Raw genomic sequence first — 18,735 nt, forward strand, 5'->3', positions numbered from 1 at the left:
CCTGTTCTTAAAAGCGCTTACTCTTTAAAACTATTAATCTCTGGTATTTTATATTCACCTTCGAAACGAGAACGCTCGACAACTTTTGGTGAGGCTATTGGCCCTGTGACTTGGTAATTAACTTGCGTAATAACATCTAATACCGGTGACAATACGGTTGAGATTGCAAACACATACAATGCAACTTGTGGTGCAACAGCAAAGGCCGTCATCACAGGTAATCCGGAGGTGAAGTCAGGAATAAACTTAACGTTAGCATTTACCTTTTCATCAATCAGATTTACTTTACCGTTGATATACATATCACCCGCTAACGCCTGCATCTTAATATTATTACTATTGAAAATACCTTTTTTAATGGTGCCATCACCACGAATATAATTAAAGGCTAAGCCATTATCAAATACCCCTGAAAAATCGAGTTTCATTTTTCGAATAATTGAATCTAGACTAAACAACCCTAATAGTCGTCCTGCGCCACCGACACCACTGACGATACCTTTACCAATGTCCGTCTTCACCGTGCCATTTAATGTTGTACGATCAATGCCCCAAGGCGTACCTTGCCAGTTAACGATGACATGAGTATTAAACGACGCATTTTGTACACCACCGGAAATGCCAAACCGATCAAGTAAATCGGTACTGTTAGTGCCACTAATAACAGCATCAAGTTTAGTGTGATTTTGATGGTGGTGTATGCTCCAATCACCCGAAGCCGTTAATTTCACATTTCCCGATTGAATCTTAAGCTGCTGTAATTGTAGTTGCTTATTATGCTTACTTAATATCGCAGTGACAGATCCCAAGCGGTAGCCTTGTAACCAAGCATCAGCAATCGATAAATCTATCGCAGGTATGGCAGCCATGATACTGCTATCATTCGCGGTAACTACAGTTGATTGTGGTTTTGCCGTTAAGATAGGGCTTAATAATTCCGCGGGCGGTTGCTGATTTAATTGAGGAAGATTAAGGTGTAACGATTTTAAAATAACATTTAGTGGCTGATTTTTTATCCATGATATATAACCATTCGCTTCTTGTGACGCTAACTTAATTGACCACCCACGAGCATGCGTTGCAACAGTATCAACCTGATGCCAGTTAAGCCCACCTAAAGTTAATTGACCAATTTTAGCCATCACTCGTGTCGGCAATGGTACTGAAAAAGCAGGGCTACTCGCAGTCGTAGTAGCAGATAACCCCATATGACTATCACGCAATTTTTTCACGACAGCTAACCATTGATCCGCATTAAGCTCGCGACTATTAATCTGTACTAACTGCCCTTGGAGTGGTGAGGTTAATAATTTCTTAGCACCGATAGTAAGATTACTGGCGGTAATTTTAGGCACTGATGCCAGTAACGAAATCTGGCCTTGATAAGCAATATTTGGCAAATCAGCGTTAACCTTTAATTGATTTTTATCACCTTGAACCTTCACTGTAAGTGCTGATGCGGTATGTTTTCGTTGCTGTAATGGGTAAGGAAGCTGGCTACTAACATCAGTCAATGGCACCTTAACCCCCACTGTATAACTAAAACCTTGAGGCTTAATATCAATCCCAACCAAACCGTGCCAATCACTACTACCACTTAGATTATCTAATAACGTTGCGGGTAAATAATCGTGTAACTTAGCCAATTGCCATTGCCCACCAACACTGACATTAACTTTATAATCAGCCGAATTTTTAACATTATTACCATCAAACCCAAAGGTGATCGGTTGCTGATATAACATCCCCGTCAGCCGTTGCGCTTTAATGGCACTATTATTAAAACTTAAGCTACCGTTAACATTTTCAATAGCTAAATGGGGGGTCTTCAATGTAATTGGGGTATGGTTAAAATACACCTTACCGCTAGCATCGACATTGTTACTATCAAACGGAATATCCAAATTAAGCTTAGCAGTAACAGGGCCTGTCACATCAATGGTTGTCAGTGCGCTACCAACAGAAGTTGCTAAGGGGCTATTCAACATATATTGATGAACTTGTGGCCCTGTCGCAGCAAGATCTATCGCTAGTTTAAGCCTACCATTAGGGGCTAAATCTGCCTCCCCAACCACTTTAGAACTGCTCGCACCTAAGGTTTTGACATGATTTGCATCAAGATACATTTTGTCATTTTCAAATAACAACTTAAGTTGAAGATCACGCAGTAAAGGCCATGCAGGATCAAAACTAAATTTCGCCTGTGTTAGCGGCACAAAAGCTTGAAAAACACCATCATGATACTGATATGGAAATGCATTAAGAGCGCCATACCATAAAATACGGGCTGACTTAACCTTGCCGCCTTTAATTGCAGAGGCTAAATAGTTAGTTAAGCGATCCCCCAGCGCAGGGCGAGGTAAATAACGCCAAGTTTGACCCGCATCAACCACATTGGCTTCACCAAATAATGACAACCATGGCGAGCCAGTCGTGGGAATATCAACGCGAGCTTGGCCGGCAAAGGTTAAATCTGGCGTTGCCACGACAAGCCGATCACTCCATACCGTTGTTTGGTGTCCATTTCGATGCCAATACGCCTGCACCTGAGCTTGATTTATTTTTAAAGGCTTAGAAAACACACGATCATAAGCAAAGCTATCTGCCGCTACATTCAGTGAGATCTTACCTTGATGACCATTACCTGCAATGGTGGCATTTAAATGATTAATACCAGGAACCCATTGCCATGGTTTGACACTTAACTGCTGCACCTTAAACGAAAAACGCGGAACTTCATTTGCTTCACCAGCAACGCGAAGATGTGTTAACAACCCACTCGGTTTAAGATGTTGAACTGCATTTACTAGCTTATTGGTTGGCGGTAAGAAATTAATTAAGGGTAATAGTCGCTGTAACGAAATATTACTTAAGGCTAATTTCCATTGTTTTAACTGGTCATGCTCACCAAAACGTAATTGGGCCGCAATATCAAATACGGGCCATACAACATCATCGGTATAAATAACAAATTGTTCAGTATCAATACGCCATGTTCTTGAGCCATCCGCCAATCGAATCGGTCTTAGCGCCACCAGCCCCTGTTTAATTTTAATCTGATGTTGTTGATTACCCGCTTGCCAATCAATAATGCAGTTATCAACTTTAGCTTTACCTATCGTAATCTGACCATTATTGAGGGTTAGCCATGCTTCCCCCCCTATTTCGCTATTGGTAATATTTGCCACGCCAGCCAGTTGTTTATTCAGCCACGGTGTTACAGAGACATGCTTACCTTTGATATATAACGTACCAGACAGGCTATCAAGCCCACCTTGTTCTGAAATATCGGCTTTAACGGCCAATTGTCCTAAATCTGTATTGGCAAAATTAATATTACCTTGCGCAAGATGTCGACCATCAATATTAGCCCAATCAAGTTGTTTAATATTCAGTTGTTGTTGAGCGCCGGATGGAGCAATAAAAGACACTGATGAATCGAGGAGTTGGAACTGACCTAAGCGTGTAAAAAACAGCTGCTCTAAACGTTGAGCTAAGCTTACATCGGCTACATTCGTCGTCGGTGAAGATGACTTTATTTTGGTAAGATCAAGATCAACCTGACCAATAGCGACTTGCTTAAAAATAGGGCGCAAGTGCAATACTGAATGCCAAATATCAAAATAAAATGAAATCTGACCAATATTGGCCAATGGTTGAGAATGTGGTTGAGCTGCAACGGTAACGCCCGTTAATGTAATAGCTGGCCCAGCAGCTTGCCAACGTCCATCAATATGCGCTAATTGTAGGGAAATATCCGCCTGCTGTGACACCCAATAGGCTATTGGCTGACGGTAATCATTAATATGAGGAAGCAGTAACCTTAGACTAGTGACTAATGATGCGAATAATAACGCTACAATCACTATCAACCATAACCCACCGCGCACAAGACGTACGAGTATTTTTGGCACTATTACTTCCTCATTAATATGTTACATCATCACTACATCAAACTGCTCTTGAGTATAAAGAGGCTCTGGTTTAATTTTCACCTGTTTACCAATAAACACTTCCAGCTCAGCAAGCGCATGATATTCATCTCCAGCTAAAGCATCACCTACCGCTGATGAGACATAAACCACGAACCGATCAGCATCATATGCGCGATTCACACGAGTGATTTCACGTAAAATTTCATAGCACACACTCTCAACGGTTTTAACCGTACCGCGGCCTTCACAAGATGGACAAGTATTGCATAGTACATGCTCAATACTCTCACGGGTACGCTTACGGGTCATTTCAACTAACCCTAGCTGAGTAAAACCATTAACATTGGTTTTAACGCGATCAAATGACAGTGCCTGCTCTAACGCTTGCAATACACGACGCTGGTGATCTTCTAATACCATATCAATAAAATCGATAATAATAATACCACCTAAATTACGTAATCGTAATTGGCGGGCTATTGCTTTCGTCGCTTCGATATTGGTATTAAAAATGGTTTCATCAAGATTACGACGACCAACAAATGCGCCAGTATTAATATCAATAGTGGTCATAGCCTCCGTCTGATCAATGATCAAATAACCACCAGATTTCATTTCTACTTTACGATCAAGCGAACGCTGAATTTCAGCTTCGGTGTCATAAAGATCAAAGATAGGCTGATCACCAGAATAATATTCAATATTTTCGGTAACCTCTGGCACAAACTCATCAGTAAATTCTTTGAGTTTATCAAACGCCACTCGCGAATCGACCTGAATATGGTTAATTTCAGTACCAACAAAGTCACGTAAAATACGTTGCGCTAATCCAAGCTCACCGTATAGCATTGAACGGGGTTTGTATTTCGCTCTGCGCTCGATGACCTTACGCCATAAATGCTTAAGAAATGCCGCATCTTGGGCAACTTCATCCGGATCAGCACCTTCTGCAGCGGTGCGAATGATAAAACCACCAAGATGATCACAATGTTGTGACACCGCTTTTTTCAAACGATCACGCTCTTTTTCACATGCAATACGCTGTGATACCCCCACATGACTTGCACCAGGCATAAACACTAAGTAACGCGATGGTAGCGTAATATCGGTGGTTAAACGCGCACCTTTAGTTCCTAACGGATCTTTAACCACTTGGACCACGATATCTTGACCTTGGCGGACTAACTCTGAGATATCGCGTACTTTAAATTGTTTTTTTTCATTCTCCGCCACACATTCAGTATGAGGAACAATGTCTGATGCATGTAAAAAAGCCGCTTTATCTAAACCGATATCAACAAATGCAGCCTGCATTCCCGGTAAAACGCGACTAACACGCCCTTTATAAATATTGCCGACGATGCCTCGCTTTGATTCACGTTCAATGTGAATCTCTTGCAAAACACCCCCTTCAATCATTGCGACCCGTGTTTCACTCGGCGTCACATTTATTAGCAGCTCAGTGCCCATGGTTGCCTCTACTTATAATTTTAAAAAATCTTGTACCATGATGTCGGTTTCCACTAATGGTAACCCCATCACAGCGTAATAGCTGCCGTCGATACGGGTAATAAATTTGCCACCAATTCCCTGAATACCATAGCTTCCCGCTTTGTCTTGTGGCTCACCACTTTGCCAGTATTTTTTTATATCGTTATTAGACAAAGTTTTAAACCACACTTGAGTGGTCACTAGACATGTTTGGCTATGCGATGGTGTCGCTAAGGTGACAGCCGTCATGACTTGATGTTGCCGTCCTGATAATAACCTCAGCATACGCGCCGCATCCTCAAAATCGACTGGTTTTTCTAGAATTTGTTGATCTACTACAACAATTGTATCAGCCCCTAGTACGGGAATATCATTATTCGCTGCTTTTACACCCGCAAAAGCTTTATCACGTGATAAGCGTTGAACATATTGGGCTGCTGTTTCTTGAGCTTGATGACATTCTTCAACATCTACCACCACCCGTTCAAAGTTATAACCAAGTTGGGTTAAAAGCTCCATTCGACGTGGCGAACCAGAGGCAAGATAAAGTTGAATAGAAGTCATAATTATCCTTTGTTAAATAATACCCAGTTAAGCAATATATCGTTAAATACTCATTTATTTAATTATTTCACAATTATGGCGCTAAAAGAGCAAAGGGGGATACCGACTGGCTCCCCCTATAATGTTAATCGTTATTAGCTAATCGCTAATTTACGTCGCATGCGGCGTAATAATAAAAATAGCCACGGCCATAATATAAAATTTAAGAGCACCGCGAATAATTGCTGTGGATAAAAACTAATATTTGAGACTAAGTATTCAGCCCAAAATTCAATTAATTTCGCGGCTAGTGATAATAACGCTATCACAATTGCCTGCTGCCATAATGACAAATTACGCAAGACTCTAAAATTAAGCGCAATAATATAAGCAATCACCGACAACATTAGCCCACGAACACCCAATGTTGAGCCCAAGGTTAAATCCCATAATAGACCCACCACTAAGGCTGTACCGACATTAACTCGATGAGGTAACGCTAACACCCAATAACATGTCACAAGTACCATCCATGACGGCCGAAACGGTTCTAACTCTCCCGGCCACGGTACAGCTTGTAGCACCAATGCAAACAAAAATGACAGCCAAATCCAGATTCGACCATGTGCTTTATTCGTTGGCATTGTTCACCTTCCTTGGCGCTGGTACCGTTGGATTGACAGCTGGTGTAGTCAGTGTCACAGGATCCGTTGCAGTAACGGGGGTCACCGCGGTTGTTATTGGTGCACCTTCAGCAGTAACGGCAGTTTGATCTTTGATTTTTGTGCGATCAGTGGGCCATACCAATAAAAGATAACGCAAGCGATCAAACTGGACTGTTGTCTTTGCCGTTATTTGTGCAAATGGGCGTTTATTATCAAAGGTAAATGATGTTACTCGCGCCACAGGGTAGCCTTCAGGATAACGCCCACCAAGACCGGAACTGACCAGTAAATCACCTTTCTCAATATCAGTGCTACTTGGTACATGTTCTAGTAAAATCTGATGATTACGTCCACCACCTGTTGCAATAACACGAATGTCATTGCGTACAACCTGTACCGGAATCGCATTGGTAGGATCAATGAGCAATAATACGCGGCTATTGTGCGCACCAACATAAGACACTTGGCCGACAATACCTTTATCATTGATCACGGGCTGGCCTTCATAAACGCCATCAACGCGACCTTTATTTATCATCACTTGATAACTATAAGGATCCGAGTCAACCGCCATTACTTCAGCAACCATTTTACGTTCATCACGTACAAATGGAGAACCCAGTAAATCTCTTAAACGCTGGTTTTCTTGCTGTAATTGATCGAGTAATAACACATTACTTTTCATGACGAATAAATCACGTTTTAATGCTTTATTTTCAGTCAATAGTCGTTGATGAGAACTGAATTGCCCACGTAAAACATCTAACATTTCACGTGGTAAATTAGCAGCATATTGCAGCGGTGCGACCGCCGAATTCAATAAATAACGAATATTGGCAAAAGCACCAAGACGACTATCGGCTAGCATTAAGCTAGCCGATAATAATATGGCAAGAAACAGGCGTAATTGCAGAGATGGACCTCTGCCAAATATAGGTTTCATATAACACTATAACCTGTTTAATTAGGATCCTATGATGGTATTATTCTTCGCTGAAGAGATCGCCACCATGCATATCGATCATTTCAAGCGCTTTACCGCCCCCACGCGCTACACACGTTAATGGATCTTCTGCCACAACAACAGGAATACCTGTTTCTTCAGTGAGTAGACGATCAAGATCGCGTAATAATGCACCACCACCAGTTAATACCATACCGCGCTCTGAAATATCAGACGCTAATTCTGGTGGACATTGCTCAAGTGCAACCATAACCGCAGATACAATCCCCGTTAACGGCTCTTGCAATGCTTCTAAAATTTCATTGGAGTTCAACGTAAAGCTACGTGGAACACCTTCAGCAAGGTTACGGCCACGCACTTCAATTTCACGGACTTCATCACCAGGATAAGCCGAACCAATTTCATGCTTTATGCGCTCAGCCGTTGCTTCACCAATCAAGCTGCCGTAGTTACGACGTACATAGTTAATAATCGCTTCATCAAAGCGATCACCACCGATACGAACAGATGATGAATACACTACACCATTTAATGAAATAACCGCAACTTCAGTGGTACCACCGCCAATATCGATCACCATTGAGCCCGTTGCTTCAGATACAGGCATACCTGCACCAATTGCTGCCGCCATTGGCTCATCAATAAGGTAAACTTCACGTGCACCAGCACCTTGCGCTGATTCGCGAATCGCACGACGCTCAACCTGAGTTGAACCACAAGGTACAGCCACTAATACACGTGGACTTGGACGTAAAAAGCTATTGTCATGCACTTGTTTAATAAAGTGTTGAAGCATTTTTTCAGTAACGTAAAAATCGGCAATCACGCCATCTTTCATTGGACGAATTGCGGCTATATTACCTGGTGTACGACCAAGCATAAGTTTAGCATCATGACCTACTGCAGCAACACTTTTGGTTGCTCCAGTGCGATCTTGACGAATAGCTACAACAGAGGGTTCATCAAGAACAATTCCTTGTCCTTTGACATAAATAAGGGTGTTGGCAGTGCCCAAGTCAATAGACAAGTCATTGGAAAACATGCCACGAAGCTTCTTAAACATAGTCTTCAGCTATTCCTGCAAGCGTTAAAAAATCGTAAATTAGACTCAATGTATCAAGTGCACCTTAGCGAAACAAGATCTGGATCGCTAAACCGCGTCCAGACACGCAATTTATTTACTCGATGAGTTGATTGAGACCTTTTTTAAATATATATCTAGTCATATTATAATCAACTTCCACCTAATATTTTAAATCTATTCTAAATATTTACCATTTTATTACACAACGGTTACTGATAATTCTGATAAGGAATAGACTGACCAACAGCATTGGCTTCAGCACGATAAATAATGCGTTTATTACCATGATAAACCCCAAAGGTTACCGTTGCTGATGGATCTTCATCGCCTAATCTGCGCCAGTTATAACGTAACCATGGTTGATTTGATGCACTATCTTCACAATTAATTTTCGGCGTACTGGTTATTTGGGTTGGTAGTGTTGCTGCTGATAATCGCTGCCAAAAACGAATTTGTTGTTTAAAATCACCATTAGGGTTAGCCGTTAACTGATTAAGTAATGGCAGACCGGCGATAACAGTACCGACACCAGACGTCGTTGGGCTATTGGGTGTATGAGGTGCTGGTTCTTGTATTAATATTTGACGGCAATAGTTAGCCCCATTAAATGTGGAAGCTAAATCATCGGTATTAGTAACAAATTCAACACCATTCCAATACTCAAGCCTTAAAGGAATCGTTAATGACTTACCAATATCACCTGCTGCATCTTGCAATACCATACGGCCATAACGCATAGGATTCGTATTACCGATCCTTAAACTTATTACTTTTTGTATCGTTGGGTTTGTACAACCATCCTTAGAATCACATAGCTCAGATGTTAACAAACGAGGTGAATCACTTGGTCGATTATCTCTAGGGTTAAGGAAATTTAACCATAATTGCCATAATTCATCAGGACCATCTGGCGATGTAATTAATGGTGTCGATAAAAACCCCTTACGAGAATAAGTAATATTCGATTGATAATTAATATATGAATGGCCATTTTCTACATTATGTGACCATTTTTCAGGAACAGGATCTTGCAATAACAATCGCTGATCATCGCCACCATTATTATTTTTCACCACAAATCCAAATTTAGCCGTCAATGTTTCAGCAAATTGATCATAATTATCTAATGCCTTTCCTTGCTGATTAAATGCATTTACAGTCCAATGCACCGGAAAAGGTTGCCCCATATAAGTAAACGATGTCATTGCTGGCGTTAATTGATTATGAGTCAAACCAAAATAAGCAGGGAAGAAACGACCAATATGACGTTTACTTTGATCTATATTCATCCCTAAATAATTATTCAATCCAACCTGTAACCAGATACTGCCGACTTCACTCCAAGTATTACCTTTAACCAATAAACCATTAAGTGTTGGCTCTTTAGTTATCTCGCCGAAATGAAAGGTTCCTTTATTTCCACTATTTGGGGTATGAAGACTATATTGTGATATCACACCAGAATCTAAAGGCGGAGAGTCAGCCACTAAAAAGTTTTTTGTCACAGAAGCACTACAGTAATCTTGATTAGAGACATCAAGCACACTAGTGAGATCTTTTTGCCATATTAATGGCTTTAATAACACATCAAATGGATATCCTGCGGCAGTATAAGCTTCACCATCATTAGAAGTACCACTTGCATTTCGATATTCATTTTTGCCATTAAACGTTAACGGACATATAGCAAACGTCCACGGGCGGGAGTTAACTAATCCCTGTCCTTGTAAGCCTGACCAGTTTTGCTCCCAATCACTACATGATGAATTTCGCTGAGAACATTGTTGAGGTTTCCATTTTGGATCAAACACAGAAAAACCTAGAGAGCCAGCATCCAAATATTTCAATGCTAAATGAGAAACTCCCTGATTGAATAACAGACTTCGACTAAGTTCTTTATGAGAAATAAGTGTGCCAGCATTAACATTCAAAGGTTGAGAAAGGTGCTTCGGCATTAAGCCCTGCATATTAGAAAACGTAAGCTGTGCACTACCTTGATAATCCTTAATAACTGTACATTGAGCACCACTTGAAGCAACCGCTTCGATAGTCACAGTCTTAGGTTTACCAGCGACAAGTTCAATCCCCTTTGAACCATTAATTCTAAAACCATATGGTGCAAATCGGTATGGCCCACCAGTGGCCGTAACGGTTTTATCTTCGGCTAAATTTGCATTTACCTTCACATTACCGTTGTTAAGACTCTGCATATATAATTGAATATGGCCACCAGAAATAGGGATCGCAGCAGTATCAGTAAAACAATAACCATTATTAGTCGTCGACCAACAGATTCCATCTTGCTGTGTTATCGTTAGATTACCCACAAAATCAGTATTAATTTTTCCACTATCATGATAAACATAAAAATCAATAGGAATACGCTCACAGGTTAATCCGTAGCTAACTTGAGGTGTTATTATTAATTTATTTTTTTCTACTGGCGGTATTGGTGGGTTAATACATGTATTCTGCGAATTTATTCTTGCATATGAATTTAATCTTAAATTATATGCAGTAACTGATCCCGTTAAAGTCGTATTACCTTCGATATAAACATTTTTTATTGAATATATAAATGCATTAATATTTCTTTTTTGATACCCTCTAAATTGAACATTTCCAGATGAATAGATAAAAACATTATTAGCATCTCCATTTTCATTGATAGATGCATTATTAGTTTCTATTTTTTTTGTATATATTTCAGCTTTACTATTAGGTAATAATTCAATACTAGAATTAGCATATAACGATAAATTCTCGAAATAATATTTACCTGTCATTAATTTTATATGTTTATTTGATAGAGATAAATTACCATAACTACCTGGGTTTAATATATCACTACCTACATAGTAACTATCCTTAGGTGGAATAGTTAGATTTAACATTGGCACAGGATTATAGGATGTAGCTAATTCACATTTCCATTTATTATCATCAAACCAACAATTATCTTGTCGCCCATAACTCTGAAAATTTATTTCATTAAAATTCAATTTAAAATTATTATATTGTCCTTGTATAATAGACTGCTCACTTAACCATATAGAACCATTATTTTTATTAGATGACACTGTTGATGGAAAATACTTACAAAGTTCACCTATTGGTGGTTCTTCTTTTTTATAATCAATAGCCACATAACCAATAACTTCACCCTGATGATCTCTATTTGGATCAGTATCCATATCTTCATCAATTGCAAAACTAGCTTTGTTATTTTGAGCTTTACATAAACGAACCCAACCACCATCAGGTCCTTTTCGCGCATCTTTATTTGCAAAAATATATGGTATAGATTTAAATGGCGGTTGAAAATCAACAAAATTACCACAACCACTGGTAATTGGGTCTAGTTGATGTAATGTATTATTTGTTTGTTGAATACCAAATAATATTCGTAAATCTTGATAATAAAAATTACCAGATCCCGCTAAAAACCCAATCTTTTCATTTTTTTTTGGTATTTTTATACGTTCTTTATCTTTATATCCACCTATCTCAGATTTTTCCAACGATAACTGAAACTTATTTCTAGTAACATTATTAACAGTTGTTGTTAACCACATCTGATTATTATCAGTTTGCTTTTGATGTAATACACCAGGAGTGTTAACTAATTTAATATCACTATTATTAATATATTTATTTAAATTAACATTTACCCATTGATTATGATTTGACCTACCATTAGGAACCCTAAATTTATATTGAAAATAATTAGTATTGAGACTACCAACGATAACATAACTATTATCGGGCAATTGATAGGTTCCTTCTTCCACTACTAAGTAGTTAATTAATTTCATTGGCTTAGGTACAATATCTACAGGCTTATCCCTATCTGGAGCCATAACTTGTTGAAAAGAAACACTTGAAGTTGTAACTTCTTTTATTATCAATGCAGATGGCTGATCTTTTTCATCATTAAAATTAACTGTGTTCATTAAGAATACAACAGGAATCGTATTAAATGTTTTATTAAACTTAATCGTACATATATTTTTAATGCAATAATATGCATCATTATTATGATTAGCTAAAACATTATATCGACCAACATCCATTGAATGGATAAATTTTTGAGTATTTGTATTATTATCAGCAAAGGAAAAAATAGAAAATAATAATAAATGCAATACAATTATAATCCGAATCATTTTACCCCCTTTGCCCAAACTTCTTGTGTCCGTGTCATAGAAACCTTTCCACTGCCGCATGTTACAGTACTTAATAATTTATATTCATTAATCTTATTTATAATTGCAGCGGCACAATTAATACTCGTAATTTTGCACCCTTGTTGAAGTGGCGGCATCATCGTTTTTATTTCTGCAACAGAATAATTTTTACAAGCTGTAGGCTTACTGATTAATGGATTTCCGAGTGGAAATAACTTGGTTAATACCACTTCATTGGCAGAATAAGCACTAAACCATGCACGAGTACCAAGCACTTCTTTGGTAGTTATGGTTTGGCTTGAAGCGCCTATTTTAGTCATTACGATAGCCATTAACCCCATAACAACAATCACAAACAATACTATCATCAAGCCACTACCACGCTGTTTAGCGTAATGATTACAATACATTTAACACCTGCACACTGTGATTATAATTCGCTATTTCATTGGTTTTTGGATCGCTAAATTTAATGCCAATTAATGCTATCGCACCACTATTTAATCCGGCAGCTTGTACTTTCGGCATAAACTCAACAATATTGGTTGCCATTAACACTCCATCACTATTATTGACTTTACGTACAATAGTATTACCAAGCTGACAATAACTAATTTGCTCGCGATATAAATAAAGTCGCTTACCGGGTGATGAAGTTATAATTGGCGTAGATAATGTTAATTGGAATAAATTACTGGTTTTATTGTTATCATTTGTTTTAGCTACACCAATACTATCAATCGTTACCTTATTATTTTGATATTGTTCCGCAGAAGCAAATCCAACCGCGACATACCAACCCTTGCTCCCCCAAATTGTTTTATTATTAGGATCAAATGCAGATATATTTAACTCATTACTATTATTGGGTAATTCAGCATAATAGACCGCTGAACTGACAATAGGATAAAAACGAATACAACGATCTTCAACCATCACACTATTAGGTGCAGCATGACGGATCTCTTTGGTCACACGTGCAACGAGAAAACGCGCTTGTGATTGTAGCCGTTCACGATCCACCGTATTAGTATAGCCTTTCACACCCAGCGCAATATAACTACCGATGCCGATCATGATGATCGACAGTATTACCATAGCGATCACCATCTCTAATAAGGTAAAACCTTTGTTGTAATTACGCATTAGTAATTCCCTTTATAGGCGATGTAATCATATTTACCATAACGCCCCGCATTGACGGTAATGGTAATTTTTTTTAATACAGCAAGATCAGGGCGATCATATTCAACGCTGATCACCGCAAAAATATGTTTATATTTAGCATTATCAGAACTAGGAATGAGAGCCATTAATGTATTGGGATATTTTCTTCGATCAATAGTATGAAGATCTTTATATCCCTGACACTGTTCTTTTGTCCCCCAGCAACCAATAAAATCATCAACATCATTTGAATATTGTGGTTGTGATTGTTCAAGCTGAGTATCCGGCCCTAATGTCGCAGGTTTAGGATGAGGTCCTGTTGCCGAACAATAAATAAATTCACCTTGTTTATCATTCTCACCACAGCGATAAACACTGTCACCATTAGGATCGGAATTTTGATCAAACTGACGCGCCAACACTTGATTAAGTATCGCCTCCCCCATCGCTGCCGAGCGAGCTTGATAATAAGGGATCGCTGATCGTTCAACTTGAGGGAACAAAAAGCTGATCAAGGTGATCATTGCAATAGCCAATAAAACAATGGTGATGATCCCTTCGATAAGGGTAAAACCTTTTGCTTTACGATAAAGGTTCACTGTGAACACGCCTCATCGGTTTTTTTATAAATATAGCCTTGGCTATTAATACAAATACTGGCAGTTTGATTATTTTTTGCGGTAATGGTGATTGTACAGCCGGATGCACAACTAAGCGCTGCCGTTGGTGACTGACTGACTGTCGGTTGCCCCAGTAAATTAAAAAATAACGACGAGGATCCACGGTTCAAGGGTTGTATTGAGAAAGTGGTTTGCGTTTGTTGATAGCGTAAGCTGTTATTAGCATCTTGGCGATTAGCGTCACACACACCAAGACAATTTGATTCAACTTTTAGTGGCTGGCTATCACCGTTCATGGCTGAAATTTGAAGCTGACGAATGAGTGATATTGCTTGATCGCGAGTGATCTGAGCATCAAATTCACTTCGCCCTGAAAAACGTGCAGCAACAGTGGCACTGAGGACCCCAATAAGAATGATCACCATGATAAGTTCAATAAGGGAGAAACCTTGTTGTGACTTCACTTCGCCGCCTAATTATTGAAATTTTTGTTTAATTGATCAGGTTTAAATAAAAAAGAGGAGCACAGAGGCTCCTCTAATCATAATAAATAATAACTATTTATTACATGGTTCAACTTTAATTGTTGGTGCTGCTGTTGATGTAGCATTCGTATAAGAAACAACACAATTAGTAGTAGTAGCAGTAGCAACTTGATTATTCATTGTGTAATAAATAGTATCATTATTCGATATCTTAGTAACTGGAGACCAATCTCCATTACTTTCTGCACCAACAATGGCGGCACCGATACCTGCTGATGTTGCGGCAGGGTAACCATAAACAAGAGTAATAGGCTTAGTACTATCATCACCAATTACGGTTTTTCCAGACGCAATACTTTCCACTCCAGCAATCGCTGCTTTACCATAAACAATACCAGCCGCACCTTTCATTGCGCCTTTTAAGCCTTCAAGTGTAGATGTTCGTGCATCGCCTTGTAGGTTCATAAACTTAGGTGCTGCAGTCACCGCTAGAATACCTAGAATAACGATTACGACTACCAGTTCAATTAGGGTGAAACCTTGTTGTTTTTTCATGTTCTTTTCTCTTAATTGTTTAACTAAAAACGTTCTAAAGGCTATTAATATAATAAGTCTATATTAGTTCTTACATGCATTTGCTTTAAGTTCTACTGTCGCTGGTACACCTGCACTTTGCGCTGGTTTATAAACAAGGTAACAATTTTTAGGTACTTCAGTTGTAAATGTAACATCGCCATTATTACTTACGGATGCAGTTTGTACCTGAGTATTGTATTTACTTGATGCAAATACAACACGAGCATTAATTCCAGTTCCATCAGCCTTAAATGCCCAGTCACCATTAGTACCAGCACCAACAATAGCATCATTGATACCCCCATCGGTTGCAGTAGGATAACCAAATAACGTTATCACAGTACCATTTGCAGTACTTACCGTTTTAGTACCAGAGTCATCTGTTTCAATACCTGCAATTGCAGCTTTACCATAAACAATACCTGCACCACCTTGAATAGCGCCTTTTAAACCTTCAAGTGTTGCGTGACGTGCATCACCTTGCAGATTCATAAACTTAGGCGCAGCAGTAACGGCTAAAATACCTAGAATTACGATCACAACCACTAATTCAATTAATGTAAAACCTTGTTGACGCTTCATTCTATTTCTCTCTTTGTTTTTGTTGTAAATCAACTTCAACGCGACCTAATGTTGGTTGATAGGTAAACGAATGTCCGGCTAATGGATTAACATCACCCGCACTATTTTTACTCGCCGACGCTAATTGATAATAACGACATTGTTTTGCTTCAGTAATAATTCCTTGAGGATTAATACTATTAATATCTTTAATTTTTAAATTTTCAACAGTGACATAAAATAATACTTTGCTATCAGCAACTGTATTTTTAGATGTTGTCGCTAAAGGCGGGTTTTGCATTAACTCTTCTAACAAATCTAAGCAATCGTTCACGTTAATATCTAATACATTAGCAGTTTTGCTACTATTTAATGCAAAAGGATAACCCATGCGAATGTTATTTTGTTGTTCAGCATTGGTTAACTTAAATTCAGTACCATCATAATTAACAATATTATTATTGCCATGATCAACAGGACGACCATAAGCTTCCCATTGTGCTCTAACTGAGACAATTGCAGTCGCAAATCCACCCGCCATTGCTTCAATGGCTGATTTTTTTGCAGCATCGGTAATATTCAGAAATCGAGGTAACGCGGTTGCCGCTAATATTCCTAAAATGATAATCACAACGACAAGTTCTATTAATGAAAAGCCATTATGTTTTTTCATTTTAAATCCTTTTTAAATTACTTTTCGCTAGATAACTGAAGTAATAAGTTAATACATTATGACAATGTATCAACTTGTTACTTCATGTTTATTCTTTATTGCTATATAAAACAATAACATTAAATTACAATGCGTATTTTGCCACCAATATAAAAAATTGCCAACGCTTTATTATTAATAATATAAGTACAATGATTAATATCGGTCAATTTTCCATTTGTTACATACAATGATTCATTATGGTTGCTATAATGAATGTTATTAGTTAATAACTGCCATAACTTATGACAATCAAGCTGATTATGAATATTTACTATTGGCCATCCTAATGGCGTATATTGAAAATCAATCCCATTAATATGATCACGGTAGGGTTTATTATTTATTTCCCATTGTTGTTTTAAATTTACTGCACCTTGGTAAAGATTATTTTGAGTCAATATAAGCTGAGTATCTTCGGCTTTATTCTCAATTTGTTGCCATTTATATAACAGCACACTAATAAGTAATAATATTACCGCAGCCCAAGCCATATTTTTTAAACGTACTTCAGATTTAAATTTATCCATGCTGTGCGACATTAAGCATGCCCCACATAGGAAGAAAGATACCCAATGCAAGCATTAATACAATACCCGCAACCACAACTAGCATGATCGGTTCAATTCTCGCAGTTAATGTTTGTAAATCATACTCAACTTCGCGATCATAAAATTCCGCAGCTTCTAATAGTAAATCATCCACTTGGCCCGTTTCTTCACCGACAGCAATCATTTGTAACACTAAAGGCGTAAAAACGTCGGATTGGCGAGCCATATGAGCAATACTACTGCCACCTTCTATCCCTATTTTCATATCAATTAAGCGTTTTTCTAAAAAAGCATTACCTAATGATTCTGCAGACATCTGAATGGCGCTATTTAATGGCACACCAGCTCGAAGCATTAATGCGAAGGTTCGAGAAAAGCGCGCCATCTGCGCACGATTAACTATTGACCCGGTGATTGGCATACGTAACCGCCAATAATCCCACTTTTCTTGACCTTTTTCTGTATTACGCCATAAACGGATCGAAAACCATACCACTATCGTGCCCAATGTCATCGCTAACCAATAATGGACAAAGAAATTAGAGGTACCAATTAAAATTCGAGTCGGCAGGGGCAACTCAACCCCAAATCGAGAAAACATAGAGGCAAATTGTGGGATCACTTTAGTATTTAAGATCCCCATCGCAATAACAATCGACATCATAACAAACGTTGGATAACGCATCGCCGAAGAAATTTGACGACGCGTTTTCATCTCTTGCTCATAATAATTTGCTAATTGCAGTAAAATATCATCTAGTCGACCAGTATTCTCACCAACATGGATCATAGAAATAAACAACCGAGAAAAAACTCTTGGGTGTTGTTGCATCGATGCTGATAACGCACGACCATTGGTCAAATCCAACGTCACCGCCATTAATGTTTCTTTTAATAATTTATGAGTAGTACTTTGCGACAAACCATTAAATGCCCGCAACAAAGGCACACCCGCCTTGGTAAGGCTATATAACTGTCGACAAAATATCACTAGTACTTCAAGCGGTAATTGTGATTGAAATAATGACATTAAATCAAATGAGTTAGCGCTCACTTTTATTTCTTGAATATCTAACGGAATCACACCTTGACGTAATAATAAATCAGCAGCACTATTTTCATTAGATGCTTCAATCGTACCACGCTTAAGCTGACCTTTATCGGTTCGCCCTCGATAACTAAATACAGCCATTG

At 38.5% G+C, this 18,735-nt stretch carries 16 protein-coding genes; all 16 read right to left on the minus strand.

Annotation, left to right across the window (positions count from 1 at the left end; all coding sequences use genetic code 11):
* Nucleotides 1-17 precede the first annotated feature (17 nt).
* The gene (locus Q0V26_RS10430; RefSeq protein WP_297481577.1) at nt 18-3,914 is read right to left on the minus strand and encodes a YhdP family protein; all 3,897 of its coding nucleotides are present in this window, start codon (nt 3,912-3,914) and stop codon (nt 18-20) included.
* Between the two features lie 21 nt (nt 3,915-3,935).
* The gene (rng, locus tag Q0V26_RS10435; protein ID WP_297481579.1) at nt 3,936-5,405 is read right to left on the minus strand and encodes a ribonuclease G; all 1,470 of its coding nucleotides are present in this window, start codon (nt 5,403-5,405) and stop codon (nt 3,936-3,938) included.
* Nucleotides 5,406-5,417: 12 nt separating this feature from the next.
* Entirely contained in the window at nt 5,418-5,990 is a 573-nt protein-coding gene (locus tag Q0V26_RS10440; protein WP_297481581.1) for a Maf family protein, read from the minus strand.
* 134 nt (nt 5,991-6,124) lie between these two features.
* Nucleotides 6,125-6,613, minus strand: coding sequence for a rod shape-determining protein MreD (gene mreD / locus Q0V26_RS10445; RefSeq protein WP_297481583.1), 489 nt, complete (start codon nt 6,611-6,613; stop codon nt 6,125-6,127).
* Nucleotides 6,600-7,577 carry a rod shape-determining protein MreC gene (gene mreC / locus Q0V26_RS10450; protein WP_297481585.1) on the minus strand — a complete coding sequence of 326 codons (978 nt, stop codon included), beginning with the start codon at nt 7,575-7,577 and terminating at the stop codon, nt 6,600-6,602. The genes mreD and mreC overlap by 14 nt, the downstream gene beginning before the upstream one ends.
* 40 nt (nt 7,578-7,617) lie before the next feature.
* Nucleotides 7,618-8,661, minus strand: a complete 1,044-nt coding sequence (mreB, locus tag Q0V26_RS10455; RefSeq protein WP_297481586.1) for a rod shape-determining protein MreB — start codon at nt 8,659-8,661, stop codon at nt 7,618-7,620.
* A 230-nt stretch (nt 8,662-8,891) separates the two neighbouring features.
* The gene (locus tag Q0V26_RS10460) at nt 8,892-12,848 is read right to left on the minus strand and encodes a DUF6701 domain-containing protein (RefSeq protein ID WP_297481588.1); all 3,957 of its coding nucleotides are present in this window, start codon (nt 12,846-12,848) and stop codon (nt 8,892-8,894) included.
* Nucleotides 12,845-13,279 carry an MshP protein gene (locus tag Q0V26_RS10465; protein ID WP_297481590.1) on the minus strand — a complete coding sequence of 145 codons (435 nt, stop codon included), beginning with the start codon at nt 13,277-13,279 and terminating at the stop codon, nt 12,845-12,847. The genes Q0V26_RS10460 and Q0V26_RS10465 overlap by 4 nt, the downstream gene beginning before the upstream one ends.
* On the minus strand, nt 13,269-14,015 hold the full coding sequence (locus tag Q0V26_RS10470) for a type II secretion system protein (protein WP_297481592.1): 747 nt from the start codon (nt 14,013-14,015) through the stop codon (nt 13,269-13,271). Before Q0V26_RS10470 ends, Q0V26_RS10465 begins: the two co-directional genes overlap by 11 nt.
* Entirely contained in the window at nt 14,015-14,635 is a 621-nt protein-coding gene (locus tag Q0V26_RS10475) for a prepilin-type N-terminal cleavage/methylation domain-containing protein (RefSeq protein ID WP_297481594.1), read from the minus strand. Before Q0V26_RS10475 ends, Q0V26_RS10470 begins: the two co-directional genes overlap by 1 nt.
* The gene (locus Q0V26_RS10480; RefSeq protein WP_297481596.1) at nt 14,632-15,120 is read right to left on the minus strand and encodes a type II secretion system protein; all 489 of its coding nucleotides are present in this window, start codon (nt 15,118-15,120) and stop codon (nt 14,632-14,634) included. Before Q0V26_RS10480 ends, Q0V26_RS10475 begins: the two co-directional genes overlap by 4 nt.
* A 93-nt stretch (nt 15,121-15,213) precedes the next feature.
* Nucleotides 15,214-15,696, minus strand: coding sequence for a type II secretion system protein (locus Q0V26_RS10485; RefSeq protein ID WP_297481598.1), 483 nt, complete (start codon nt 15,694-15,696; stop codon nt 15,214-15,216).
* A 63-nt stretch (nt 15,697-15,759) separates the two neighbouring features.
* Nucleotides 15,760-16,299, minus strand: a complete 540-nt coding sequence (locus Q0V26_RS10490; RefSeq protein ID WP_297481600.1) for a type II secretion system protein — start codon at nt 16,297-16,299, stop codon at nt 15,760-15,762.
* 1 nt (nt 16,300) lies between these two features.
* Nucleotides 16,301-16,951 carry a type II secretion system protein gene (locus Q0V26_RS10495; RefSeq protein ID WP_297481602.1) on the minus strand — a complete coding sequence of 217 codons (651 nt, stop codon included), beginning with the start codon at nt 16,949-16,951 and terminating at the stop codon, nt 16,301-16,303.
* Between the two features lie 119 nt (nt 16,952-17,070).
* The gene (locus tag Q0V26_RS10500; RefSeq protein WP_297481604.1) at nt 17,071-17,520 is read right to left on the minus strand and encodes a hypothetical protein; all 450 of its coding nucleotides are present in this window, start codon (nt 17,518-17,520) and stop codon (nt 17,071-17,073) included.
* Nucleotides 17,513-18,733 carry a type II secretion system F family protein gene (locus Q0V26_RS10505; protein ID WP_297481606.1) on the minus strand — a complete coding sequence of 407 codons (1,221 nt, stop codon included), beginning with the start codon at nt 18,731-18,733 and terminating at the stop codon, nt 17,513-17,515. The genes Q0V26_RS10500 and Q0V26_RS10505 overlap by 8 nt, the downstream gene beginning before the upstream one ends.
* Between the last annotated feature and the right edge of the window lie 2 nt (nt 18,734-18,735).

This window comes from uncultured Photobacterium sp. (genome assembly GCF_947039875.1).
Lineage (GTDB): Bacteria > Pseudomonadota > Gammaproteobacteria > Enterobacterales > Vibrionaceae > Photobacterium.